Origin of the sequence: Acidovorax sp. sif1233 (assembly GCF_019218755.1) — a bacterium.
In the GTDB taxonomy this organism is placed as follows: domain Bacteria; phylum Pseudomonadota; class Gammaproteobacteria; order Burkholderiales; family Burkholderiaceae_C; genus Acidovorax.
In genome coordinates, this window is sequence record NZ_JAHUWZ010000008.1 from 40,312 (window position 1) to 64,033 (window position 23,722).

At 69.2% G+C, this 23,722-nt stretch carries 20 protein-coding genes; 8 read left to right on the plus strand and 12 right to left on the minus strand.

Annotation, left to right across the window (positions count from 1 at the left end; all coding sequences use genetic code 11):
- The first annotated feature begins 10 nt into the window (after positions 1–10).
- Entirely contained in the window at positions 11–715 is a 705-nt protein-coding gene (locus KW843_RS21850; protein ID WP_218297267.1) for a nitroreductase, read from the plus strand.
- Positions 716–731: 16 nt separating this feature from the next.
- Here the strand turns inward: KW843_RS21850 and KW843_RS21855 are convergent, their stop codons facing one another.
- Both KW843_RS21855 and KW843_RS21860 read right to left on the minus strand, forming a co-directional pair.
- Positions 732–1,793: an ornithine cyclodeaminase gene (locus KW843_RS21855; protein WP_218297268.1), complete on the minus strand. Its 1,062-nt coding sequence runs from the start codon at positions 1,791–1,793 to the stop codon at positions 732–734.
- Between the two features lie 159 nt (positions 1,794–1,952).
- A complete protein-coding gene (locus tag KW843_RS21860; protein ID WP_218297269.1) occupies positions 1,953–2,681 on the minus strand; it encodes an IclR family transcriptional regulator in 729 nt (242 codons plus the stop codon).
- 159 nt (positions 2,682–2,840) lie between these two features.
- Between KW843_RS21860 and KW843_RS21865 the strand changes: the two genes are divergently transcribed.
- Positions 2,841–3,773 (plus strand): hydroxymethylglutaryl-CoA lyase, encoded by a 933-nt coding sequence (locus KW843_RS21865; RefSeq protein WP_218297270.1) that lies wholly within the window; start codon positions 2,841–2,843, stop codon positions 3,771–3,773.
- Entirely contained in the window at positions 3,766–4,995 is a 1,230-nt protein-coding gene (locus KW843_RS21870) for a CaiB/BaiF CoA-transferase family protein (RefSeq protein WP_218297271.1), read from the plus strand. Before KW843_RS21865 ends, KW843_RS21870 begins: the two co-directional genes overlap by 8 nt.
- 179 nt (positions 4,996–5,174) lie before the next feature.
- Here the strand turns inward: KW843_RS21870 and KW843_RS21875 are convergent, their stop codons facing one another.
- Entirely contained in the window at positions 5,175–5,429 is a 255-nt protein-coding gene (locus KW843_RS21875) for an acyl-CoA-binding protein (protein ID WP_218297272.1), read from the minus strand.
- 163 nt (positions 5,430–5,592) lie between these two features.
- Here KW843_RS21875 and KW843_RS21880 point away from each other — a divergent pair, with 163 nt between their 5' ends.
- Complete coding sequence (locus KW843_RS21880) at positions 5,593–7,227, plus strand: wax ester/triacylglycerol synthase family O-acyltransferase (protein ID WP_218297273.1); 1,635 nt, start codon at positions 5,593–5,595, stop codon at positions 7,225–7,227.
- Positions 7,224–7,844 (plus strand): DUF922 domain-containing Zn-dependent protease, encoded by a 621-nt coding sequence (locus KW843_RS21885; RefSeq protein WP_255594865.1) that lies wholly within the window; start codon positions 7,224–7,226, stop codon positions 7,842–7,844. The genes KW843_RS21880 and KW843_RS21885 overlap by 4 nt, the downstream gene beginning before the upstream one ends.
- A 27-nt stretch (positions 7,845–7,871) precedes the next feature.
- On the opposite strand, the gene KW843_RS21890 is transcribed toward KW843_RS21885, so the two are convergent.
- The gene (locus KW843_RS21890) at positions 7,872–8,729 is read right to left on the minus strand and encodes a LysR family transcriptional regulator (RefSeq protein WP_218297274.1); all 858 of its coding nucleotides are present in this window, start codon (positions 8,727–8,729) and stop codon (positions 7,872–7,874) included.
- 95 nt (positions 8,730–8,824) lie between these two features.
- On the opposite strand from KW843_RS21890, the gene KW843_RS21895 reads away from it, so the two are divergent.
- The gene (locus KW843_RS21895; protein ID WP_218297275.1) at positions 8,825–9,205 is read left to right on the plus strand and encodes a tautomerase family protein; all 381 of its coding nucleotides are present in this window, start codon (positions 8,825–8,827) and stop codon (positions 9,203–9,205) included.
- 113 nt (positions 9,206–9,318) lie between these two features.
- Here the strand turns inward: KW843_RS21895 and KW843_RS21900 are convergent, their stop codons facing one another.
- The 4 genes from KW843_RS21900 to KW843_RS21915 all read right to left on the minus strand — a co-directional run bounded on the left by KW843_RS21900 (position 9,319) and on the right by KW843_RS21915 (position 14,788).
- Entirely contained in the window at positions 9,319–10,953 is a 1,635-nt protein-coding gene (locus KW843_RS21900; protein WP_255594867.1) for a tannase/feruloyl esterase family alpha/beta hydrolase, read from the minus strand.
- 167 nt (positions 10,954–11,120) lie between these two features.
- Complete coding sequence (locus KW843_RS21905) at positions 11,121–12,134, minus strand: LuxR C-terminal-related transcriptional regulator (protein ID WP_255594868.1); 1,014 nt, start codon at positions 12,132–12,134, stop codon at positions 11,121–11,123.
- 253 nt (positions 12,135–12,387) lie between these two features.
- Positions 12,388–13,485: a M14 family metallopeptidase gene (locus KW843_RS21910; protein WP_218297277.1), complete on the minus strand. Its 1,098-nt coding sequence runs from the start codon at positions 13,483–13,485 to the stop codon at positions 12,388–12,390.
- 94 nt (positions 13,486–13,579) lie between these two features.
- Positions 13,580–14,788, minus strand: coding sequence for a M20 aminoacylase family protein (locus KW843_RS21915; RefSeq protein WP_218297278.1), 1,209 nt, complete (start codon positions 14,786–14,788; stop codon positions 13,580–13,582).
- A gap of 76 nt (positions 14,789–14,864) precedes the next feature.
- Between KW843_RS21915 and argE the strand changes: the two genes are divergently transcribed.
- Entirely contained in the window at positions 14,865–16,037 is a 1,173-nt protein-coding gene (gene argE, locus KW843_RS21920) for an acetylornithine deacetylase (RefSeq protein WP_218297279.1), read from the plus strand.
- Positions 16,038–16,184: 147 nt separating this feature from the next.
- Here argE and KW843_RS21925 read toward each other — a convergent pair whose 3' ends face one another.
- Positions 16,185–17,333: an ABC transporter substrate-binding protein gene (locus KW843_RS21925; protein ID WP_218297280.1), complete on the minus strand. Its 1,149-nt coding sequence runs from the start codon at positions 17,331–17,333 to the stop codon at positions 16,185–16,187.
- A 152-nt stretch (positions 17,334–17,485) separates the two neighbouring features.
- Between KW843_RS21925 and KW843_RS21930 the strand changes: the two genes are divergently transcribed.
- Positions 17,486–19,588 (plus strand): molybdopterin-dependent oxidoreductase, encoded by a 2,103-nt coding sequence (locus tag KW843_RS21930; protein ID WP_218297281.1) that lies wholly within the window; start codon positions 17,486–17,488, stop codon positions 19,586–19,588.
- 95 nt (positions 19,589–19,683) lie between these two features.
- Here KW843_RS21930 and KW843_RS21935 read toward each other — a convergent pair whose 3' ends face one another.
- Genes KW843_RS21935 through KW843_RS21945 form a run of 3 tightly spaced genes read right to left on the minus strand, consistent with a single transcriptional unit; the run spans position 19,684 to position 23,673 of the window.
- Entirely contained in the window at positions 19,684–21,369 is a 1,686-nt protein-coding gene (locus KW843_RS21935) for an MFS transporter (RefSeq protein ID WP_255594869.1), read from the minus strand.
- Complete coding sequence (locus tag KW843_RS21940) at positions 21,359–21,769, minus strand: DoxX family protein (protein ID WP_218297396.1); 411 nt, start codon at positions 21,767–21,769, stop codon at positions 21,359–21,361. The genes KW843_RS21935 and KW843_RS21940 overlap by 11 nt, the downstream gene beginning before the upstream one ends.
- Positions 21,770–21,771: 2 nt before the next feature.
- Positions 21,772–23,673 (minus strand): amidohydrolase, encoded by a 1,902-nt coding sequence (locus tag KW843_RS21945; protein WP_218297282.1) that lies wholly within the window; start codon positions 23,671–23,673, stop codon positions 21,772–21,774.
- Positions 23,674–23,722 lie beyond the last annotated feature (49 nt).

A 23,722-nucleotide genomic window follows, 5' to 3' on the forward strand; every position in this document is an offset into this window, starting at 1 on the left:
GGCCCGGACCATGACATCCACCGCCACCGGCACCGCCGCCCACAGCCCGGCGTTCGACACCCTGTCCGCGCTGCTTCACACCCGCTACAGCTGCCGCGCCTTTCTGCCCGAACCCCTGCCGCGCACCACCATGCAAGCCATCCTGGCCACCGCGCAACGCACGGCCTCGTGGTGCAACGCGCAGCCCTGGCAGCTCACCATTGCCAGCGGCGCCACGCTCGAGCGCCTGCGCGGCGCACTGCAGTCGCACATGGCCGCGGCAGCCCCTGCGCCCGACCTGCCCTGGCCCCGCGAATACCGGGGCGTGTACCAGGAGCGGCGGCGTGAATGCGGCTGGGGCCTGTACGAGGCCCTGGGCATCGCCAAGGGCGACCGCGAGGCCTCGGCGCAACAGGCGGCGCAGAACTTCACGATGTTCGGCGCGCCGCATGTGGCCATCGTCAGCAGCGACGAGGCGCTGGGCGTCTATGGCGCGGTGGACTGCGGCGCGTACGTGTCAAGCTTCATGCTGGCCGCGCACAGCCTGGGCGTGGGCTCCATCGCGCAGGCCGCGCTGGCCTCGTACCCCGGCGTGCTGCGCGAGGTGCTGGGCATCGGCGCGGACCGCACCATCGTCTGCGGCATCTCGTTCGGCCTGGCCGACCCCGCGCACCCCGCCAACCACTTTCGCACCACGCGGGCAGACCCTGCCGACAGCGTGGTGTGGCACGACTGACGGGGCGGGCACGTCCTCAGGCCGCCGCGCGCAGCAAGGGGCCGCGCGCGTGCAGCACGCCAAACAGGTTCTTGGGGTCGGACAGTTCGGGGATGAGTTCGATGGGCTGGCCCACCCCCAGTTCGGCTGCGGCATGGCGCATGAACCGCAGCGCGGAAAAATCCTCCAGCGCGAAGCCCACCGAGTCGAACACGGTCACCTGCGCATCGCTGCCGCGGCCCGGCAGGCGGCCCGCCAGCACCTCCCACAACTCGGTCACCGCGAAGTCGGACGGCAGTTGCTGGATATCGCCCTCGATGCGCGTCTGCGGCGCATATTCGACGAACACCTGCGCCTGGCGCAACACGTCGGCATGCAGCTCCGTCTTGCCGGGGCAGTCGCCGCCCACCGCATTGATGTGCATGCCGGGCGCCAGCATGTCCGGCGTGAGGATGGTGGCGTTGGTCTTGTCGGCCGTCACCGTGGTCACGATGTCGGCGCCGCGCACGGCCTCGGCCGCGCTGGCGCAGGCCACGGTGCGCAGGCCGCCGCCCTGCAGGTTGGCCTGCAGCTTGGCGGTGGCGGCCGGGTCGGTGTCGAACAACCGCAGCGTGTCGACGCCCAGCAGGTGGTGGAACGCCAGCGCCTGGAACTCGCTTTGCGCACCGTTGCCGATGAGCGCCATGGTGCGCGCGCCAGGGCGTGCCAGGGCACGTGCGGCCACCGCCGACATGGCGGCCGTGCGCAGCGCCGTGGTGAGCGTGAGCTCGCTCAGCAGCAGGGGCGCCCCCGTGGCCACGTCGGCCAGCACGCCGAACGCCATCACGGTCGACAGGCCCAGCCGGGTGTTGCGCGGGTGGCCGTTGACGTACTTGAAGGCATACGTCTCCCCGTCGGCGATGGGCATGAGCTCGATCACGCCGTCCCGCGAATGGCTGGCCACGCGCGCCGACTTGTCGAACGCCTGCCAGCGCAGGAAATCGGCATGGATGTTGTCGGCGATGCCGCGCAGGCAGGCCTCGATGCCCTTGCGGCGCACCAGGTCGATGACATCGGGCGCGCTGAGGTACAGGGTGGTGAAGGTGTTCTGGGAACGCATGGTGCTTGTCTCCGTAAGGGATGGGACAAGTTTCCCGGAGCGCCGCAGCAATGTGAATCGCCAGAACTGCCGCATATTGCAGGCCGGGTTGGCGAAACGGCAGCGCAAACTGCCCTTCTGCCCAATCCCGCGCACCACCTCTGTCTCAGCCTCTTCTGGCTACACCTGCCCGTTCAGGCGGCGTGCCGCCTCCAGCACCGGCTTCACGTAGCGCTCGTCATAGCGGTGCGCGGGCATGGTCAGCGTGACCGCCGCCGCCAGGCTGCCATCGGCATGGAACACCGGTGCCGAGATTCCGGCGACCTCGTCGAGCCGGTCGCCCACGCTGGCGGCATAGCCATCGGCCCGGATGCGCGCATGCAGCGCGCGGTCCCGCGCGCCCGGCACGCGCCCGGGCGCCGGATCGAACGCCACCAGCACCCGCCCGCCCGTGCCGCGCTCGAGCGGCAGCAGATCGCCCGCGCGGATGTGGTCGCGCACGGGGTGTGGCGAATCCACCCGGAACTGGCACAGGCGCACGTCCCCCTGGCGCACGTGGTAGGCCGCGCTTTCGCCCGTGGCGGCCACCAGATCGCGCAGCACCGGCAGCACCACCCGGTCGAGGGAGAACGCGGCGGCGTACAGCGCATACAGCCGCGCCACCTCGGGGCCCAGGGCGTAGCGACCGTCCGCGAGCCGCTGCACCCATCGTGCATGCTCCAGCGATGCGAGCAGGCGCAGCGCCGTGCTCTTGTGCAGCTGCGTGCGCGCGGCCAGTTCCGCGAGCGGCAGGGCACCGTCGCCCTGCCGGAACGCACCCAGCAGCGTGAGCGCGCGGTCCACGGCCGCCACGCCGCCCGGTGCGGCATCGGCATCGGCCAGGGATTCATGGGCGGATTTGCGGGGCATGCGGGCGCGGGGTGGAAACAGGACGCAGGGGCGGGGGCTTGACGCGAAAGCGCAAACCGTCAATCATTTCAATAGAAAGAACTTCGTTCCATCTATTAGAACGACAACCCTCCGCAGCGTCAAGCCCCGGCGCTCGGCCAGCCCCGCAGGAATCCGCCCATGCCCGTCCCCGACATCCTCATCAGCGAAGTAGGCCCGCGCGACGGCCTGCAGTCCGTGAAGGCCACCATGCCCACGGGTGACAAGCTGCGCTGGATCGACGCGCTCGTGGCGGCGGGCCTGCGCGAGATCGAGGTCGGCTCGTTCGTGCCCGCGCGCCTGCTGCCCCAGATGGCCGACGTGGCCGAGGTGGTGCGCCACGCGCTCACCCACCCCGGCATCACCGTGATGGCCCTGGTACCCAACCTGCGCGGCGCCGAGGCCGCGCTGGCCAGCGGCGTGCACAAGATCACGCTGCCCGTGTCGGCCAGCGCGGCGCATTCACTGGCCAACGTGCGCAAGAGCCCGGAGGCCATGGTGGACGAGCTGCACGCCATCACCCGCCTGCGCGCCGAGACCGCGCCACAGGTGCTGGTGGAAGTGGGCATTTCCACCGCGTTCGGCTGCACGCTGCAGGGCGAGGTGCCCGAGGACGACGTGATCCGCCTGGCCGCCAGTTGCGTGGCGGCGGGCGTGGACGAGGTTGGCCTGTCGGACACCACCGGCATGGCCAACCCCGCGCAGGTGCGGCGCCTGTTCACGCGGCTGCGCAGCGAGATCGGCCCGCGCGCGGGCGCGGCCCACATGCACAACACGCGCGGCCTGGGCCTGGCCAACTGCCTGGCCGCATACGACGTGGGCGTGCGCACCTTCGACGCATCGCTGGGCGGCCTGGGCGGCTGCCCCTATGCGCCCGGAGCCTCCGGCAACGTGGTCACCGAAGACCTGGTGTTCATGTTCGAGGCCATGGGTCTGTCCACGGGTGTGGACCTGCACAAGCTCTTCGCGGCCCGCGTGCCGCTGCAGGCGGGGCTGCCCGGCGAACCGGTCTACGGGATGACGCCCGAGGCGGGCCTGCCCAAGGGCTGGACCCAGGAGACACCACATGCCTGAAAACAACGAGAGCGCCCCAGGCGGCGGCCGGACCGCCCTGCCCTACACCGGCATCCGCGTGGTGGAGTTCACCCACATGGTCATGGGCCCCACCTGCGGCCTGGTGCTGGCCGACCTGGGGGCCGAGGTCATCAAGGTCGAGCCCATCGGCCATGGCCGCGAGGGCGATGCCACGCGCAAGCTGCGCGGGTCGGGGGCGGGCTTCTTCCCGCTGTTCAACCGCAACAAGAAGAGCCTGGCGCTGGACCTGGAAACCCCCGAGGGCAAGGAGGCCGTGCTGCGCCTGATCGCGACGGCCGACATCGTGAGCGAGAACTTCAAGCCCGGCACCATGCAGAAGCTGGGACTGGACTACGCGAGCCTGAAGGCCCTGAACCCGCGCCTCATCTACGTGAGCCACAAGGGCTTTCTACCCGGCCCGTACGACCACCGCACCGCCCTGGATGAAGTGGTGCAGATGATGGGCGGCCTGGCCTACATGACCGGCCGGCCCGGCGACCCGCTGCGCGCGGGCACCAGCGTGAACGACATCATGGGCGGCATGTTCGGCGCGATCGGCGCCATGGCCGCGCTGGCCCAGCGTGAAAAGACCGGGCGCGGCCAGGAGGTGCAGAGCGCGCTGTTCGAGAACAACGTGTTCCTCGTCGCGCAGCACATCATGCAGTTCGCCGTCACCGGCCAGCCTGCGGCCCCCATGCCCGCGCGCATCTCGGCCTGGGCGATCTACGACGTGTTCCAGGTGAAGGACGGCGAGCAGATCTTCCTGGCCGTGGTGAGCGATGGCGCCTGGGCGGTGTTCTGCGATGCCTTCGGCTTTGCCGACCTGAAGGCCGACCCGCGCCTGGCCAGCAACAACGACCGCGTGCGCGAACGCGCCTGGATGATGCCGCTGCTGCGCGAGCGGCTCGCGCCCTACAGCGCCGCGCACCTGGCCGACGTGTTCGAGCGCCACGCCCTGCCCTTTGCGCCCATCACGCGGCCAGAGGACCTGCTCACCGACCCGCACCTGAACGCCACCGGCGCCCTCGCCCCCATGACCCTGCCCGACGGCCGCGCCACCCAGACGGTGCTGCTGCCGCTGGCCATGGACGGCCAGCGCCCCGGCGTGCGCCTCTCGCCGCCCCGGGTGGGTGAGCACAATGCGGAGCTGCTGGCCGAGCTGGGTTACGACGCTATAAAAATTGAAGCACTTGGCGCTTACCCAGCAAGCGGTAGCGCCTGATTTTTCTCTGGTTGCTGAGGACGTGCCAAAAAACAAGCGGCCGAGGCCGCTTGTTTTTGACTCCGCCAGCCCGCCCACCAAGGGGCAGGGCCCAGACCAGTGTCACCGTGGAACCGGCTTTGCCGGGCCACCGGTGGCGTGTCCCCCCTGAGGGGGAAGGCGCGCAGCGCCTCAGGGGGCTACTGGAGTGACGTGATCAGGTCGACATATTGCTGCTTGGCGGCATCCGCTTCAGTGCCCTTGAGCTTTTCCCACGCGTCCCATTTGGCACGGCCCACCATGTCGGAGAAGCTGGGCTTCTTCTCGGTGTTGTCGCCCGCGGTGGCCTGCTTGTACAGCGCGTAGATCTTGAGCAGCGTGGCGTTGTCTGGGCGCTCGCTGAGGTTCTTGGAATTGGCTACGGCGGCTTCGAAGGTGGCGTTCAGGTCGGCCATGTCGGTTGCTCCTTGGATGGAAAACAAAAGAAGGGGAAGGGGGAGGGAAAGAACGGTGTCGGCAAGGGTTTGCTGCGTTGTATCTTACGGGCTGCGCACCGCGCCAAGCGGTGCCATCCATAGAGGCAAGCCCCCAAAAACAACCACAACAGGTGTACATCTGATGGTGACCCGCATCCCAGCCCCCCGCGCCCCGGCCACCGAAGGCGCCGCCAGCCCCCTGCGCAAGGTGCGCGCCCAGGCCCCCGACGTGGCCCGCCGCGCGGCCCAGGCCCTTCCGCCCGCCGCGCGCAAGGCCGCCGGCGTGGTGCAAAAGAACGTGCGCCGTGCCGCCACCGGCATGCTGGGCCTCTCGGGCGAACGCATGAGCAAGGTCGACACGGCCTGGCTGCGCATGGACTCGGCCAGCAACCTGATGATGATCAACGGCGTGTGGACGCTCTCTCCCGGCATCGGCTGGGACGCGCTGTGCGAGCGCGTGCAGCAGCGCCTGCTGCAGTACCCGCGCTTTCGCCAGCGCGTGGTGGAGGACGCGGCCGGGGCCACCTGGGTGGAAGACCGCCAGTTCGACATCGCCGCCCATGTGCTGCGCGAGACGCTGCCCCGCACCCCCGGGCAAAGCATGCAGCGCGCCCTGCAGGACCGCGTGGGCGAGCTGGCCATGCAGCCGCTGGACGCGCGCCGCCCGCTGTGGCAGATGCACCTGATCGAGGACTTCGTGGGCGACGACGGCCAGCCCGGCAGCGCCCTCGTGGTGCGCATCCACCACTGCATCGCGGACGGCATCGCGCTGATCTCGGTGACCATGTCGCTGGTCGATGGCGGTGCCGAGCCCCCCAGGCGCAAGTCCCGTGCGGACAAGGAGGCCGCCACGGCGGAGGACTGGATCGCCGACACGCTCATCAAGCCTTTCACCGGCATGACCGTGAAAGCGCTCGATATGGCCGGCGACAGCGCGGCCAGGTCGCTGCAGATGCTGGGCGACCCCGAGAAGGCGATGCAGAACGGCCTGTCGGGCACCCTGGACATGGCGCGCGTGGCCTACCAGCTGGTGAGCGACGCGGCCGCCCTGGCGCTGATGCCCGACGATTCACCCACGCGCCTGAAGGGCCAGCCCGGCCAGGCCAAGCGCGTGGCGTGGTGCCCGCCCATCCCGCTGGAGGAGGTCAAGGCCATCGGCAAGGCGCTCAACTGCTCGATCAACGACGTGCTGCTGTCCTGCGTGGCCGGCGCCATCGGCGGCTACCTGCGCAGCCAGGGCGACGACCCCACGGGGCAGGAGATCCGCGCCATGATCCCCGTGAACCTGCGCCCCATGGAAGAGGCCTGGAAGCTGGGAAACCGCTTCGGCCTGGTGCCACTGGTGCTGCCCATCGGCATGGCCAACCCGGTGGAGCGCGTGTACGAGGTGCGCAAGCGCATGAATGCGCTCAAGGGCAGCACCCAGCCCATCCTCGCGTTCGCGATGCTCGCCGTGGCGGGCCTGATGATCAAGCCCGCGCAGGACGCGCTGCTCAACCTGTTCGGCCGCAAGACCACGGCGGTCATGACCAATGTGCCGGGGCCCAAGGAGCAGCTCACGCTGTGCGGCGCGCGCGTCACGCAGTGCATGTTCTGGGTGCCGCAGTCGGGGGACATCGGCCTGGGGGTTTCCATCCTGAGCTATGGCGGCGGCGTGCAGTTCGGCGTGATCACCGACACCACGCTGTGCCCCGAGCCGCAGCGCATCATCGACGCGTTCGCGCCCGAGTTCGACCAGCTCTCGCTGCTCACGCTGATGCTGCCCTGGGGCGAATGAAGCGGCACCCTGTGACGCTGCGCGGCCTGGCGGCCCTGGCACGGCGGCCGCGGATGAAGGCCGCCGCACTGCTGGCGGCGCTGTGGGCCGCTGTGCCCCTGGCGCAGGCCGCCGTGCGCGAGGAGCATGCCGAGCGCCCGTACGCCGTGCATGCGGAGCCTGGCGACACGCTGCGCCAGGCGCTGAACGCGGCCACGCCCATCGTCACGGACGGCCAGCGCTTTCACGGCCACACCCGCTGGAACGTGCGCTGGACCTTCCGCTGGGGGCGCGAGGCCTCGTCGGGCGAATGCCGCATCACCGAGGTCACCACACGGCTGCGCACCGAGGTGCAGCTGCCCGAGCTGCGGCGCGCCACGCCGGCGCAGCGGGCGCTGTTCGACCGCTACCTGCCGGCCCTGTCACGCCACGAGCAAGGCCATGTGCAGTTCGGGCGCGACGCCGCCCGCGCCATCGACCAGGGCATTGCGCAGCTGCCCGCCGCGCCGGACTGCGCCACGCTGGAGCGCCAGGCCAACGCGCTGGGCCACCGCCTGCTGCGCGAACACGCCGAGCGCGAGAAGCAATACGACAACGACACGCGCCACGGCGCATCGCAAGGCGCCAGGCTGGAGTGAGCGGATCATCGCCCGGCCTCGGCCAGGCTAGCCCCGCACCGCGCTGCGGAAAGCCGCGGACAGCGCCGTCAGGGCGTCGCGCGGGCGGCCGTCCCTGATGCGGGTGTGCAGCAGCACGGGCAGGCGGGGCAGTGCGGGCAGCGCAAGGCGCGTGCCGACGTCCACCGCGCCCAGGGGCAGCATGCGCGGGGCCAGCGCCGCCACCCCCAGCCCGGCCATCACGGCCGCGGCCACCGCCGCCACGCCGCCGCCCACAAACACCTCGGCCCAGGCCATGCCGGCGGCATCCAGCGACCGCCCCGCCATCGCGCGCACGCCACAGGGCTCGGCCAGCGTGGCCAGGGGAAGGGGTTCGCCCGCGCGGTGCTGCCAGCCGGGGGCCGCGAGCCAGCCGAACTGCTCTTCGGCCAGCAGCTCGCCGTCGCTGCGGCCCACGTGCATGCGGGCCAGCACCGCATCCAGCTCGCGCCGGTCGTAGGCTTGCAGCAGGTCGCCGGACGAGCCGATCCGGATCTCGATCAGGAGCTGCGGGTCCTGCGCGTTCATGCGGGCGATCAGCGCGGGCAGCTCGGGCCCGGCCACGTGGTCGCTGATGCCGATGGTCAGGCGCTGGCGCGCCTGGGCGAACGTGGCGAGCGCGCGGTCGTGCACGGCCAGGAGTTCACGGGCGTGTTCCAGAAAGGCGGCGCCCCGCGCGGACAGCTGCACATACCGGGGCGTGCGCTCGATGAGCCGGCAGCCCAGGCGGGCCTCCAGCCGCTGGAGCTTGAGGCTCATCGCGGCCTGCGCCGTGCCCATGGCCTCGGCGGCGCGCGTGAAGCTGCCCAGCTCGGCAATGCGCACGAAGGCCTCGACGGCATCCAGATCCAGGGATCGCTCAACCATTTGAATTTGATATCTCTGAAATAGATATCCATAGCATATTCATATGGATAGCATTTCGCCAGCTTCTTCTTTTGTTGTTCAAAAAGGATCTTGCGATGCCCCTCATCCACATTGCCATGCGCGCCGGAAAGCCCGCGGCCTACCGCCAGGCGATCTTCGACACGCTGTACCGCGCCCTGCGCGAAACCTTCAACGTGCCCGAGAACGACCAGTTCATGACCATCTCCGAGCACGAGGCCGCGAACTTCCGCTACAGCCCCACCTACCTGGGCGTGGTGCGCAGCGACGACGTGGTGTTCATCCAGATCACCGCCAACAACACGCGCACTCTGGAGCAGAAGAAGGCGCTGTTTGCGCGCATCGCGCAGCTGCTCGGGGAAAGCCCGGGCCTCAGGCCCGAGGATGTGTTCGTGAACATCGTGGAGGTCGCCAAGGAGAACTGGTCCTTCGGGCATGGCCTGGCGCAGTACGCGTAGCCATCCCTTCCACGGCGCTGCGTGCCGTGGGCGGCGGTGAAGGCGGGTCGGCACGGCACCTGCGAACCAGCCGCCGGGCGGGGTGAACGGGCCGCCATGGCGGCCCGCCGCGTTCAGGACGCCGAGCAGGTAAAGCTCTCGGCCTTGGCGGGGTCGCCCATGCCGTTGTAGCGCGGGAACTTGGGGTACTCGCACACCGGGCGCTGGGCCAGGGGGGTGCTGGTGCCGGGGGCAAATTTCGTTGCCACCAGCTTGTCGGGGGCCGCGCCTTTTTCCACCCAGGCGTCCATGGCAGCGAGCAGGTCGATGGAACGCGGCTCGGTGCCCGCCCCGTCCAGGTCATGCCCGTTGGAAGGCGAGGTGACCATGCGCGCAAAGCCCTGCACCTTGCTCGCGCCCAGGCGCTGCTTCACCGTGTCGAAGTATTCCGCCGTGCGGTACACCGACACGCAGGTGTCGCCCAGGCCATACCAGATCAGCAGCTTGCCACCGTTGTCGGCAAAGGCGGAGATGTCCGGGTCGGTACCGTCGATCATCTCGGCCAGCCGCAGATATTTCGCCTGGTACTGGGTCGGGTCGTGCGTCAGGATGCTGGCGTTGGGGTTGCCTTCCACCAGGCGCGCGGCTTCCGTCACGGCCATGTGGTTGAACGAGTCGGGGTTCTCAAAACTGGTACCGAACATGTACGACTGCCAGTCCGAGGTGGACGCGCCGCCCCGGCCGTAGCGCGGATAGCCCACGGCACCGCGCGACAGGGTCACGGGCGTCTTGTGGTCGCTGTAGATGAGGCGGATGGATTCGATCTGCCCGGCCGTCAGGCAGCTGTCGTTGTCGGCGCCCTGGCACAGCAGGTCGGTGGGCACGTAGCTGCATGCCTCGACGTTGCCGATGATGCCGTCCTTCAGGCCATCGAGACCATCACACGCGGCCGTCTCGGCCTTGGCATACAGCGCGATCTTGGCCGGGCTCATCCAGTTCTCGCGGCTCTTGAAGATGTGGCGCAGCACCGTGGGGCCCAGGTTGACCTGGTGCGCCTGCTGGCTGATGGCGGGCTCCATGGCCACCACGCCGTCGTAGTCCTTGGGGTACTTCTGCGTGGAGATCAGACCCGAGCGCCCGCCGTTGGAGTGGCCCATGTGGTAGCGCCGCACGGGGCGCTTGCCGTAGAACTCCGTGGCGATGGTGGTGCCAATCTCCAGCACGAAGTGGTTGGCATCGAACGCATGGTTGCGCAACGCCACATCGCTGTTGCCCCAGGCGAAGCCGCGCACCTGGTGGCCAGAGTCGGAACTGATCTTCACATAGGGATTGGCCGATGGCCCCACGAGCTGCTGGTACCACGGGTCATCGGTCGGAATGAACCCGTCGAACCCACCGCCGCCAATCGTCAGCGTCTTGCCGTTCCACTGCGCCAGCGTGGGCAGCTCCACCGCCCAGTTGATCGTCGACTCGGGCGAGGACACGATCTGGCCGCGCACGATGCAGGCGTCCGGCAGCGTGCCCTCGGCCTTGCGCAACTCGGTGCGCGTGACCTTGGCGCCATGGGGCAAGGCGGTGGAGGTGTAGGCGGCGCAGGCCTCGGCCAGGGGCCTGCTGGCCAGGGGCGCGGGGGCATCGCCGCCGCCGCAGGCCGTCAGCGCCACGGCGGCAAGGGCAGTCAGGGTGCAGGCGGCCCACCGCCCCGGGGGGGCACGGTGGTGGACGCGGCGATGGGGTGCCACGCCGGCAAGGAATGGAATCGGGAACATGCGGGAGTCTCCAGTGATGGTGGTTTTCAGGAGCCCAGGCACTGGCAGCAGCAGCAGGACGGCCGCCACCGCAGCCCTTGTGGCTCCGGTGGGGACGATAGGAAAAGAAGGCACCCTTGCAGCCCCTGCAAATGCAGAGGGCCCGGGAAACTACCGAGCAGGCCTGGCTACCCGTTGCGCAGCGCCGCCACCAGCGCCAGCTTGTTGTTCACCCCCAGCACGGCGTAGGCGGTGCGCAGGTAGGTGCGCACGGTGGCGGGGGTGAGCCCCAGGGTGGCGGCGATGTCCTTGTGGGAACGCCCCTGGGCGTAGAGCATGGCGGCGCTCAGCTCGCGCGGGGCCAGTGGGGACTTCTGGTGGCGCGATGCCATGCTGACAGCCACCAGCGGACCGCAGGGTTCGAGCCGCAAGCGGCAGGATTTGCCCACCAACAGGCTGCAGGGAGCACGTGGCAGGGCCTGCAGAACCTCCAGCGGCACGCGGGTTCCCGTCCAGCCGGGGCACGCCTCGCCCAGCGCCATGCTGATGCGCAGGCCCGCAAACAGCAGCTCTCCCGAGGGCTCCGCCAGCGCAAAACTGTCCCAGGGGCGGCTGGCGGACTCGCTCTGCAGCCGCTGCAGCACGTGGTGCCAGTGCTGCAGCAGATGCACCACAAATTCGCCAAACAGCACGGTCTCTTCGTCGGTGAATTCCGAACGCGCCTGCGGGCGGTACACCGAGACAAAAAACATCAGCCCACTGTGGGGCAGCTCGGCGGTGAGGGCCATGCAGTGGTACAGGCCATGGCGCTGGCTGAACGCCACCACCTCGGGGTGTTCCACGATATCGCCCACCACATCGCGCTCGCGGATCACCACGCCCAGCCGGGTCATGGACTGGCGCGCGAACTCGTCCACCGCGGACAGTTCGTTCCATTCCTGCGCAAAGCTCTGGCTCAGGCCGATGCTGCCATGCAGCCAGTTGCGCGGACCGGTGTGCACATCGCCGGCCGACACCTCGCCCCACCAGGCCGCGTCGAAGGGGACCAGCTCCCGCAGCGTCTGCAAGGCCTGGTGCAGCATGTCCTGCGGCGGCGCTTGCTGCGCCCCCCGCGCCAGCGCGAGCAGGCTGCGGCTGAGCGCCCGCAAGGCATCGGCGGGGCCGCGCCCGCCCGTTGGCCCGCCCGTTGCGGAAGGGGGCATGCTCATCGGCATACCGCCGGGGCGTCTTGCGCTGCGCGAAGCGCGTCGTCTGCGTGGGCCATGGCGCCAGTCTCCTGTTTTTTCAGGCGATGGTAGCGGCCACGCACGGGCCGCCACCCCAAGCCCCCCCCGAGGCGGCGGCAGGTGCGTGCGCAGCCCGCTACGCGGCTGCAGCCCGCGCCGGCGCAAATGCTATCATTTTTATAGCTTTCTGCGCTTATTCACAAAGCGCCAGCGGCCAATTCCATTCCATTCAGCGGGCCAGCCCATCCACCGCCTGGAACATCGACTGCCGCGCCTGGCTGATGATCTGGCCCTTCCATTCATCGGTGTCGGTGTAGAACGCCGCCAGCATCTGCGCCTTGATCTGCGCGGCCTTGTCGGCGGGGGTGCCGGGGTGCAGGTTGAGCCACTGTTCGGCGCGAATCGCGTTCATCACATCGAGCACGGGCACGGTACCGTATTCCATGGCGATGCCGGTGTACTCGGCATGCGGGCATTCGTCGTAGATCGAGGTCCACATGAGGCCGGTGAGGAAGGCCGAGGTGGACGAGCCGTCATAGATGGAGGTGACCGGCGTGGCGCCGCCGCCATCCCACCAGGCGCGTGCGCGCGCCACGGCCACATCGTCGTCGTTGCCGGCGTAGATGCGCTCGCCATGGCCGCTGGGGCCCAGGCCCGTGTGCAGGTCGATCCACGCGATGTGCGACGCGCCCGCGCCATGCTGGCGCAGCACCTGGCGCAGCGTGCGGTTGCTCCAGGTGGGCTCGGTGCCGCCAAAGAACAGGCCTTGCGGAAACTCGTGCTGGCCCCGCGAGATGGCGGCCTGCCAGGCCGCCTCGCCCTTGGTGCCGATGTACTGCTGCACGGCGGCGGCATTCTCGGGCAACGGGGGCCACGCCTCGGGCAGCAGCAGCGGCTGGACTTCGCGGTAGGCCTCGTTCACGGGCAGGGGCTTTGAAAAGTCCTGGAAGTTGCGGTTCAGGTCCACGTTCTCGTGGGTGAAGCGGCGCACGTGCGAAAAACCATAGGGGTTGAGCGCGTGGATGTAGAGCGTGGCCACGCCGGCCGCGCGCGCCTTGTCGCGCCACTCCTGGTCGTGCAGCGCAAACACCTGCACGCCGCTGCCGCAGTAGCCTTCCACGCCGTGGCAGGCGCTGCTCACGATGAGCAGCCTGGTCGCATCGGCCGGGCCGTCGCGCACCACGTCCATGGCCAGGTCTTCGCCATCGCGCCCTTTGAGCGGGTGGGCGTGCGATTCGATGGGCAGGCCCGCAGCGGCCGCGGCCTCCAGAAATTTCTTGCGGGCCTGGGCGTAGCTGGGCGAAAAGGCGCGGGCGATGCCGATCATGGGCGGTGGCTTTCGTGGGTGGGTTGGAAACAAGAGAAAAGAAAGCCCGGGCACGCAGGGGGCCCGGGGCGTCAGGACAGCCAAGAAGCCGGCGTCAGGCCGCCGTTGGCTGCGCCAGCCACTCCTCGGCCAGCTTGACCCAGTAGGTGGCGCCCAGCGGGATCAGGTCGTCGTTGAAGTCGTAGCTCGGGTTGTGCAGCGTGCAGGGCCCGCCGCCATGGCCCATCTCGCGGTGCGCGCCGTCGCCATTGGCGATGAAGCAGTAGGCACCGGGCTTGGCCTGCAGCATGAAGGCGAAGTCTTCCGCGCCCATGGTGGGCTCCTGCACCAGCACATTGGCCTCGCCCACGATGCCGGCCATCACCTTGCGCGCAAAGTCGGCCTCGGCCGGCGAGTTCACGGTGGGCGGGTAGTTGCGGTGGAAGTGGAATTCGCAGGTGGCGTCGTGCGCGGCGCAGGTGTGCTCGGCGACCTGCTTCATGCGCTTTTCGATCAGGTCCAGCACCTCGATGGAGAACGTGCGCACCGTGCCCTGCAGCTCGCAGCTGTCGGGCACCACGTTGGTGGCCTCGCCCGCGTGCACCATCGTCACCGAGATCACGCCCGCGTCCACGGGCTTCTTGTTGCGGCTGATGATGGTCTGGAAGGCCTGCACCATCTGGCAGGCGATCGGCACCGGGTCGATGCCGTTGTGCGGCAGCGCCGCATGGCTGCCCTTGCCGCGGATGGTGATCTTGAATTCGTTGCTGGACGCCATCACCGGGCCGGGGCTCACCGCGAACTGGCCCACGGGCATGCCAGGCCAGTTGTGCATGCCGTACACGGCCTGCATGGGGAACTGCTCGAACAGGCCGTCGGTGATCATCTCGCGCGCACCGCCGCCGCCCTCTTCGGCCGGCTGGAAGATCAGGTACACGGTGCCGTCGAAATTGCGGTGCCTGGCGAAATGCTGCGCCGCGGCCAGCAGCATGGCCACATGGCCGTCATGGCCGCAGGCGTGCATCTTGCCCTGGTGCTTGCTGGCGTGGGCAAAGGTGTTGAACTCCTGCATGGGCAGGGCGTCCATGTCGGCGCGCAGGCCGATGGCCCGTCCGCTGGCGCCGCCGTCGCGGCCCTTGACGATGCCGACCACGCCCGTGGTGCCCAGGCCACGGTGGATGGGAATGCCCCATTCGGTGAGCTTTTGCGCCACCACATCGGCGGTGCGCACCTCTTCGAAGCACAGCTCGGGATGCGCGTGAATGTCCCGGCGCACGGCGGCAATACTGGCCGCCTGCGTGACGATGGAATCAATAACGTTCATGATATGTATCCTTACGATCTCACAGTCTAGCCCGCTGGCCTGCCCTGCGCCACCCGGGGTTTATTTGCACTGCAACATGAAGCTCTCCCCACACGCCCTCGAACTCGCGCAAACCCTGGTGCGCATGAACACCGTCAGCCACAACTCCAACCTGGAGCTGATCCATTTCATCCGCGACCACCTCGCCCGGCTGGGCGTGAAAAGCCGGCTGACCTTCAACGAGGACAAGACCAAGGCCAACCTGTTCGCCACCCTGGGCGAAGGCAAGCCGGCCGGCGTGATCCTTTCGGGCCACACGGACACCGTGCCGTGGGATGGGCAGGAATGGACGATGGACCCGCTGAGCGCGCGCGTCCTGGACGGCCCCGAGGGTCCGAGCCTGTATGGCCGGGGCAGCGCCGACATGAAGGCCTTCATCGGCATCGCCGTGTCGCAGGCCGAGCAGTTCCTCCACAGCAACGCGCCCTTCGCCGTGCACCTGGCCTTCAGCTATGAGGAAGAGATCGGCTGCTTCGGCGTCAAGGAACTGATCGCCGACCTGCGCGAAGCGAACATCAAGCCGCTGGCCTGCATCGTGGGCGAACCCACCAGCATGGTGCCCGCCATCGCCCACAAGGGCGTGTACCGCTACAAGTGCTGCGTGCGCGGCAAGGAGGCGCACTCGTCGCTCACGCCCCATTCGGTCAACGCCATCGAGATGGCGGCCCGCGTGGTCGGCCGCCTGCGCGACATGGGCGAGGGTTTCGAGCGCGAGGAGCCCCGCTTCGAGGGCTTCGACGTGCCGTTCTCGACCACCAGCGTGGGCCAGTTCCACGGCGGCATCGCCGACAACGTGGTGCCGCGCGATGCCGAGTTCCGCTATGAATTCCGCGACCTGCCCACGGCCAACGCCGCGCAGATGCAGTCCGAGGTGGTGGCGTATGCGAAATCTCTGGAGCCGCGCATGAAGCAGGTGGCGCCGGCGGCCGGCTTCTCGTTCGAAACCATCTGCGAGATCCCGAGCTTCCTGGGCAGCAAGGACGACCCGGTGACGCGCCTGGCGCAGACCCTGTCGGGCGAGAAGAGCACCACCCTCGTCGCCTTCGGCACCGAGGCCGGCCTGTTCAAGAACGCCGGCATCTCCACCGTGGTCTGCGGCCCCGGCAGCATCCGCCAGGCGCACCAGCCGGACGAGTATGTGAGCCTGGAACAGCTGGCGCGCTGCGAGGCGTTCATGCAGGGGCTGGCGCGCACCACCTCGATCGACTAGCCAAGTCCTGCAAAGCCTCTGGCCAACGCAATCCCCACGCGGGCTGCAACTGGCGCCCCCCAGACCAGTGCCACCGTGGAACTGGCTCCGCCAGGCCACGGGTGGCGTCCCCCTCTGGGGGAAGACGCGAAGCGGCTCAGGGGGATATCAAGTCCTCACGCGTCCGTCCCCCGTCAGCATCGACATCTCGACAAACTTCGACGCCGCGTGGCTGGTGGCGCTGAACGACACCGGAAACCCCGAGATCACCTGGTTGCCGATCGCCTCGGTGCCGGCGATGAAGCTCTCGCGCGTGAGCTTGCCACTGCCTTGCGCCTGCCGCAGGCCCTCGGTGAAGATGCGGGCGGCCAGGTAGCCTTCCATGCTGGAATAGTTGGGCTGCACCTTGTCGCCCCCCTTCTTGATGGCCTCCAGGAATTCGCGCGTGATCTGGCGCGAGGGCTGGTAGGGCGAGGGCACGACCTGCGAGACCACCACGCCCGCGCCGTCCTTGCCCAGCTCGTCGGCCAGGGCCTGCGTGCCCACGAACGACACGTTGTAGAACGTGCCGCCGTACCCCGCCTTGCGCGCCGCGCGCACGAAGGCCGCGCTGCCCGCATAGGCGGCGATCTGCACCACGGCGTCGGGCTGGGCGGACACCAGCTTGTCCACGGCGGCCTTCACATCGGTGGAATTGCGCTCCACCGTGGCCGTGGCCACCGCCGCGAGCTTGAGCTCGGCCAGTGCCCGGTTCACGCCGTCGAGCCCGGCCTTGCCGTAGGCGTCGTTCTGGTAGAACACGGCGATCTTCTTGAGCCCGAGGTTGGTGAGCTGGCGCACGATGAGCGCGGTCTCGTCGTAGTAGGACGCGCGCACATGGAAGATGAGCCGGTTGAATGGCTGGCGCAGCGCCTCGGCCCCGGTGAAGGGGCCGAAGAACGGCACCTTCTCCCGGGTGAACAGGGGCAGCGCGGCCAGGCTGGTGGGGGTGCCGATGTAGCCGAACAGGGCGAACACCTCGTCGGCGATGAGTTTCCTGGTGTTTTCGGCGCAGCGGTCGGGCTCATAGCCATCGTCCATGGTGCGGATCTCCACCATGCGCCGGCCCACGCCGCCCTGGGCGTTGAGCTGGTCGAAAAAGAGCTTGGCCCCCAGGTTGAACTGCACGCCCAGCTGCGCCGCCGGGCCGGTGAAGGCAGCCGACTGGCCCAGCACGATGCGGCCTTCGCCCTGGGCACCCGCCCTCTGGAAGCCCCCCAGCGCGGCCGCACCCAGGCCGATGAAAAACTGTCTGCGCCCCAATGCCATTTGCTTCATGGTGAAATCCCTCTTCCTGTCAACACAACGAGGCTGACCCCTCGATGCTGCCGGTGAGCAGCCTGCTGGGGAAGCGATGCGCAATTTGATAGATGTTGGTTAGATATGCACGCCGTTTCCAACCCTCTGGCAGTTTAACGACCACCCCACATATGTCCACGCCTTCCGCCACCATTTCTCCGCCAGCTGTCCCCGTCCAGGTGCGTGGCGCCTGCCCGCACGATTGCCCCGACACCTGCGCCCTGATCACCACCGTGGACGACAACGGCCTGGCCACCCGCGTGCAGGGCAATCCCGACCACCGCCACACCGACGGCGCGCTGTGCGCCAAGGTGAGCAAGTACACCGAGCGCAGCTACCACCCCGAGCGCGTGCTCACTCCGCTCAAGCGCACGGGCCCCAAGGGCAGCGGCCAGTTCGCGCCTGTCAGCTGGGACGAGGCCCTGGACGACATCGCCCATCGCCTGCAGTCCATCGCCGCGCGCGACCCCGAGGCCGTGCTGCCCTACAGCTACGCCGGCACCATGGGCATGGTGCAGGGCGAGAGCATGGACCGCCGCTTCTTCCACAAGCTCGGTGCATCGCTGCTCGACCGCACCATCTGCGCATCCGCCGGGGCCGAAGCGCTGACGCAGACCCTGGGCGGCAAGGTGGGCATGAAAGTGGAGTTCTTCGCCGAATCGCAGCTCATCCTGATCTGGGGCAGCAACTCCATCGGCAGCAACCTGCATTTCTGGCGCTACGCGCAGCAGGCCAAGAGGAATGGCGCCCGGCTGGTGTGCATCGACCCGCGCAAGAGCGAGACAGCCGACAAATGCCACGAGCACATCGCCCTGCGCCCGGGCACCGATGCCGCGCTGGCCCTGGCGCTGATGCACGAGCTGATCGCCCACGACTGGCTGGACCACGACTACATCGCGCGCCACACGCTGGGCTGGGACCCGCTGCGCGAGCGCGCCCTGCAGTGGCCGCCCGAGCGCGCCGCCGAGATCTGCGGCATTCCGGTCGAGCAGATCCGCCAGCTGGCCCGGGACTACGGCACCACAAAGCCCGCCGCCATCCGCCTGAACTACGGCATGCAGCGCGTGCGCGGCGGCGGCAACGCGGTGCGCGCCGTGGCCTGCCTGCCCGCCCTCACCGGCGCCTGGCGCCACCGCGCGGGCGGCATGCTGCTGTCCAGCTCCGGCCAGTTCCCGGCGCAGCGCGCGGTGCTGCAGCGGCCCGACCTGATGCCCCAGGCGGCCTCAGGGCGCGTGCCCCGCACCATCAACATGACGACCATCGGCGACGACCTGCTGCGCGAGGCATCGCCCGCCTTCGGCCCGAAGGTCGAGGCCGTGGTGGTCTACAACAGCAACCCCGTGGCGGTGGCCCCGGACTCGGGCAAGGTGGTGCGCGGCTTTGCGCGCGAAGACCTGTTCACCGTGGTGCTGGAGCACTTCAAGACCGACACCGCCGACTACGCGGACTACATCCTGCCCGCCACCACGCAGCTCGAACACTGGGATGTGCACCTGTCCTACGGCCACACCGACGTGGTGCTCAACCGCCCCGCCATCCAGCCCTTGGGCGAGGCCCGCAGCAACGCGCAGATCTTCCGCGATCTGGCCGCGCGCATGGGCTTTGCCGAGCCCTGCTTTGCCGACACCGACGAGGCGCTGTGCCGCCAGGCCTTTGGCGACGCGGTGGACTACGCGCTGCTCGAATCCCAGGGCTTTGCCACCTTGGCCATTCCCGACGCGCTGTTTGCCGAGGGCAACTTCCCGTCACCGTCGGGCAAGTGCGAGTTCTACAGCGCCCGCCTGGCCGCCCAGGGCCTGGACGGCCTGCCCGACCACCTGCCCAATTACGAGCTGCAGGGCACCGACGCACGCTACCCCCTGGCGATGATCTCGCCGCCCGCGCGCAACTTTTTGAACTCCACCTTCGTGAACGTGACGAGCCTGCGCAACATCGAAGGCCGCCCGATCCTGGAGATCCACCCCGACGACGCCGAAGCCCGCGGCATCGCCAACGACGCCGTGGTGCGCGTGTTCAACGACCGTGGCAGCTACCAGTGCCACGCCACCGTCTCCCGCCGCGCACGGCCCGGCGTGGTCAACGGCCTGGGCATCTGGTGGCGCAAGCTGGGGCTTGACGGCACCAACGTGAACGAGGTCACCAGCCAGGCCCTCACGGACCTGGGCCGCGCGCCGACGTTTTATGACTGCTTGGTGGAGGTGGAGGCTGTGGAGGCAGCGGCAATAGCAGGCTGACCGCGCTCTGCCAGACACGCAGAATGCTCATGTTTTGATAGCTAATGGCGCTTATTGGACAGGCGCCAGTAGCTATTTTCACTAAAAACCACCTCTCACTGTGCCTGCATGGCATGGGTGCGGCCTGCGTCCCCCGCAGTCAACGCCAGAAAGTGATGCACCACGGGCCGCTCCGCTCCCTGGTGAAACCGCAGCGCCTCCGCCTGCAGGTCCGCGTCCGCCTTGGACACGCGGTGGTGCTGGCGCAGGTGCTCGGCCCAGGATTCGACCAGGAACCATTCGATGACCCGGCCCGGCTCGCCGGTGTGTTCGGCCACGCCCCAGGCGTAGGCACCGTCGCGGCGGCGCTCCTGGGACAAGCGCTGCATGGCCTGCAGGAAGGCGGGCAGGTCGGGCTTGGCGATGCGGTATTCGATCTGCACCATCACCGGGCCCCGGTCGTGCGCCACGGGCTCCGCCAGCAGGGGCTCGGGCCAGTGGTTCGAGGGCTGCAGGTCGGCCTCGCCGGTGGGCAGCTTCACGCGGTGAAAGATGAGCGACGCCACGACCAGCCCGGCCGCGCCCACCAACAGCGTGACCGGCAAACCGGCCTGCCCCGCGATGAGACCCCAGCCCAGGCTGCCGGCGGCCATCGCGCCGTTGAAGACCATGAGGTAGATGGCCAGGCCCCGACCGCGCACCCAGTTGGGCAGCACGGCCTGGGCCACGCCGTTGAGCGTGGTCAGCGCGATGATCCAGCCCAGGCCCAGCACCAGCATCAGCGCCACGGCGGCCCACTGGGGCGGGGCCACGGTCAGCACGCCCATGACGGCGGCGGTGAGCAGCGAGGCCAGCAGCACCAGGCCATCAGTGTCCAGCCGCTGGCGCAAGCGGGGCAGCAGCACGGCGCCCAGGATGGCGCCCGCGCCCACGGCGCCCAGCATCACGCCGTAGAAACCGGCCGTGCCACCCAGCATGCGGCGCGCCACCAGCGGAAGCAGCGCCCAGACGGAGCTGGCGAACAGGAAGAACACGGCCGCGCGCAGCAGCACCACGTGCAGCTCGCGGCTGGCGCGGGCGTAGCGCACGCCGGCACGGAAGGCGCCGAAGAACTGCTCGTTCAGGCCTGAGGCCTCGGCCTTCGGGCGCTTCCACCACAGCAGCGCGGCGATCACGAACACATAGCTCAGCACGTCCAGGCCGTAGGCCATGGCCGCGCCGAAGCTGGCCAGCAGCAGGCCGCCCGCCGCAGGGCCGATGGCGCGCGCGATGTTGATGCCCAGTGAGTTGAGCGCCACGGCGCTCTTGAGCTCGCTGCGCGGCACCAGCTCGGGCACGATGGACTGCCACGTGGGGCCCATGAGCGCGGCACCGATGCCGCCCACGAAGGTCAGCGCCACCAGCCACTCCACCGTCAGCGTGTGGGTGTTGGCCAGGATGAGCAGCGTTCCGCTGACGGCCGCCAGCAGCACCTGCACGCCGATGAGGAAGCGGCGGCGGTCCAGGATGTCCGACAGCACGCCCGCAGGGATGGCGAGCAGAAAGACGGGCAGCGTGGCGGCCGTCTGGATCAGCGCGACAGCGGTGGGGCTGGACGAGAGCTCGGTCACCATCCAGGCGCTGGCCACGTCGCGCATGAAGCTGCCGATGTTGCCCAGCACGGTGGCGGCCCAGAGCACCGCGAAGACGGGGATGGCCAGGGGAGCGAAGCTGCCGGAAGCCGCCGGAGCAGCCGATGCCGGCGCGGACGCTGCAGCAGCAGGGGTGTGGTGGTGGTGATGATCGTGTTGGTTATCCGGCATGGCGGCCTCCGAGGTCGTGCCAGGCGACGAGCAGCATGCCGCCCACCAGGCCCCAGTGTTCAAAAAATGCGTTGGCGCTGCGCTGCCGATCGGCGGGCGGTGCAGCCCAGAAGCGGTCCACCAGCAAAGCGGCGAGCACGGTGAAGCCCGCCAGGGCCAGCGCCCCGAGCCAGCGGTACCAGCCCGACAGGATGAGCGCCGAGGCCGAGAGCTGCAGCACCAGCGTGGCGGCGGCGATGGGCGCGGCGGGTGCCAAGCCGAGCGAGCGCACCTCGGCCGCGGAACCGGCAAAGTTGCGGGCCTTGCCGATGCCGCCCTGCAGGTAGGCGGCGCACAGGCACAGCAGCGCCAGCGTCTGCACCCAGGGAGCGGTGGCGGCGGTGTGCAATGCGTGCTGCACCGTCACACCGCCCAGCAGGCGCAGCCGAGCGCACCCCAGAAGCCCTGCAGGTCGGACACCGGCAGCTTGCTGCTCCAGGCCGTGGCGTGGGCGTGGCCGTGCAGGTTGCAGTTGCTGGCGCAACCGCAGTTCGCGGCAGCGTTGCGCAGCACGGCCTGCAGCGGCGCGCCGTCCGGCCCGCCCTGAGCGCCCCAGGCGCCATAGCCGCCGAAGGTGCGCACGGGCGACCAGTTGGGCATGGCGGGCGGCGGGGCCGCGTCGTCGAAGCGCGCGAAATCGCCCGCGCCATAGACCACCTTGCCGCCCACCACGGTGAGCAGGGCGGTGGTGTCGGCGATGTCGGATTCGGGGCAGGCAAAGAAGTCTCGGTCGGGCACGACGAGGTCGGCCAGCTGGCCCGCTTCGATGCGGCCCTTCTTGCCCTGCTCGTTGCTGAACCAGGTGACGTTCTCGGTCCACATGCGCAGGGCCTGGTCGCGGGTAAGGCAGTTGCGCTGCGGCGTGAGCTGCAGGCCGCCCACCGTCTTGCCGGTGACGAGCCAGGACAGCGACACCCAGGGGTTGTAGCTGGCCACGCGGGTGGCGTCGGTGCCGGCGGACACGTTGACGCCCTTCTCCAGCATGCGCTTGACCGGGGGCGTGGCCTCGGCCGCCGCGGCGCCGTAGCGCTCGACGAAGTACTCGCCCTGGTAGGCCATGCGGTGCTGCACGGCCACGCCGCCGCCCAGGGCGGCGATGCGGTCGATGGACTTTTCCGAAATGGTCTCGGCGTGGTCGAAGAACCAGTTCAGGCCGGCCAGCGGTGTGTCCTGGTTGACCTTTTCGAACACGTTGAGCGCGCGCTCGATGGTCTCGTCGTAGGTGGCGTGCATGCGCCAGGGCCAGCGGTTCTGCGCGAGGATGCGCACCACCTCTTCCAGCTCGCCTTCCATGCCGGGCGCGAGCTCGGGCTGGGGCTGGCGGAAGTCCTCGAAGTCGGCGGCGGAGAACACCAGCATCTCGCCCGCGCCGTTGTGGCGAAAGTAGTCCGTGCCCTGCTTGTACTGCGAGGTGGCCGTCCAGTTCAGGAAGTCTTCTTTCTCGTGCTGGGGCTTTTGCGTGAACAGGTTGTAGGCCAGGCGGATGGTGAGCTGGTCGGCATCGGCCAGCTCCTGGATCACGTCGTAGTCATCCGGATAGTTCTGCATGCCGCCGCCCGCGTCGATGGCGCCGGTCACGCCCAGGCGGTTGAGCTCGCGCATGAAGTGGCGCGTGGAGTTGACCTGGTAGTCGTGCGGCAGCTTGGGGCCCTTGGCCAGCGTGGCATACAGGATGGCCGCGTTGGGCTTGGCCAGCAGCAGGCCCGTGGGGTTGCCCGCGCTGTCGCGCACGATCTCGCCACCGGGTGGTGCGGGCGTGTCCTTGCCGTAGCCCACGGCGCGAAGGGCGGCTCCGTTGAGCAGCGCGCGGTCGTACAGGTGCAGGATGAACACCGGGGTGTCGGGCGCCACGGCGTTCAGCTCGGCCAGCGTGGGCAGGCGCCTTTCCACGAACTGGTGTTCGGTGAAGCCGCCCACCACGCGCACCCACTGCGGCGCGGGCGTCACCGCCACCTGGGCTTGGAGCATGGCCATGGCGTCGGCCAGGCTGCGCACCCCGTCCCACCGCAGCTCCATGTTGAAGTTGAGGCCGCCGCGGATGATGTGCAGGTGGTTGTCGATGAGCCCCGGCAGCACGCTGCGCCCGCCCAGGTCGATGACCCGCGTCTGCGGGCCGGCGAGCGCCATCACCTCGCGGTCGTCACCCACCTTGGTGAAGCGCCCTTGCGCAATGGCGACCGCACTGGCCGTGGGGTTGGCGCGGTCCAGCGTGGTGAAGCGGCCGTTGCGCAGGATGAGGTCGGGGGTGATGGCGGGTTGGGTCATGATGTTCAGGCCTTCAAGAATTTCAGCAATGGCAGAGCGCAAAAAGGGT

What these genes read in the sequence shown, in the direction of transcription:
- KW843_RS21850 (WP_218297267.1), top strand. Translation starts at nt 11, where the DNA reads ATGACATCCACCGCCACCGGCACCGCCGCCCACAGCCCGGCGTTCGAC.
- KW843_RS21855 (WP_218297268.1), bottom strand. Translation starts at nt 1,793, where the DNA reads ATGCGTTCCCAGAACACCTTCACCACCCTGTACCTCAGCGCGCCCGAT.
- KW843_RS21860 (WP_218297269.1), bottom strand. Translation starts at nt 2,681, where the DNA reads ATGCCCCGCAAATCCGCCCATGAATCCCTGGCCGATGCCGATGCCGCA.
- KW843_RS21865 (WP_218297270.1), top strand. Translation starts at nt 2,841, where the DNA reads ATGCCCGTCCCCGACATCCTCATCAGCGAAGTAGGCCCGCGCGACGGC.
- KW843_RS21870 (WP_218297271.1), top strand. Translation starts at nt 3,766, where the DNA reads ATGCCTGAAAACAACGAGAGCGCCCCAGGCGGCGGCCGGACCGCCCTG.
- KW843_RS21875 (WP_218297272.1), bottom strand. Translation starts at nt 5,429, where the DNA reads ATGGCCGACCTGAACGCCACCTTCGAAGCCGCCGTAGCCAATTCCAAG.
- KW843_RS21880 (WP_218297273.1), top strand. Translation starts at nt 5,593, where the DNA reads ATGGTGACCCGCATCCCAGCCCCCCGCGCCCCGGCCACCGAAGGCGCC.
- KW843_RS21885 (WP_255594865.1), top strand. Translation starts at nt 7,224, where the DNA reads ATGAAGCGGCACCCTGTGACGCTGCGCGGCCTGGCGGCCCTGGCACGG.
- KW843_RS21890 (WP_218297274.1), bottom strand. Translation starts at nt 8,729, where the DNA reads ATGGTTGAGCGATCCCTGGATCTGGATGCCGTCGAGGCCTTCGTGCGC.
- KW843_RS21895 (WP_218297275.1), top strand. Translation starts at nt 8,825, where the DNA reads ATGCCCCTCATCCACATTGCCATGCGCGCCGGAAAGCCCGCGGCCTAC.
- KW843_RS21900 (WP_255594867.1), bottom strand. Translation starts at nt 10,953, where the DNA reads ATGTTCCCGATTCCATTCCTTGCCGGCGTGGCACCCCATCGCCGCGTC.
- KW843_RS21905 (WP_255594868.1), bottom strand. Translation starts at nt 12,134, where the DNA reads ATGCCCCCTTCCGCAACGGGCGGGCCAACGGGCGGGCGCGGCCCCGCC.
- KW843_RS21910 (WP_218297277.1), bottom strand. Translation starts at nt 13,485, where the DNA reads ATGATCGGCATCGCCCGCGCCTTTTCGCCCAGCTACGCCCAGGCCCGC.
- KW843_RS21915 (WP_218297278.1), bottom strand. Translation starts at nt 14,788, where the DNA reads ATGAACGTTATTGATTCCATCGTCACGCAGGCGGCCAGTATTGCCGCC.
- argE (WP_218297279.1), top strand. Translation starts at nt 14,865, where the DNA reads ATGAAGCTCTCCCCACACGCCCTCGAACTCGCGCAAACCCTGGTGCGC.
- KW843_RS21925 (WP_218297280.1), bottom strand. Translation starts at nt 17,333, where the DNA reads ATGAAGCAAATGGCATTGGGGCGCAGACAGTTTTTCATCGGCCTGGGT.
- KW843_RS21930 (WP_218297281.1), top strand. Translation starts at nt 17,486, where the DNA reads ATGTCCACGCCTTCCGCCACCATTTCTCCGCCAGCTGTCCCCGTCCAG.
- KW843_RS21935 (WP_255594869.1), bottom strand. Translation starts at nt 21,369, where the DNA reads ATGCCGGATAACCAACACGATCATCACCACCACCACACCCCTGCTGCT.
- KW843_RS21945 (WP_218297282.1), bottom strand. Translation starts at nt 23,673, where the DNA reads ATGACCCAACCCGCCATCACCCCCGACCTCATCCTGCGCAACGGCCGC.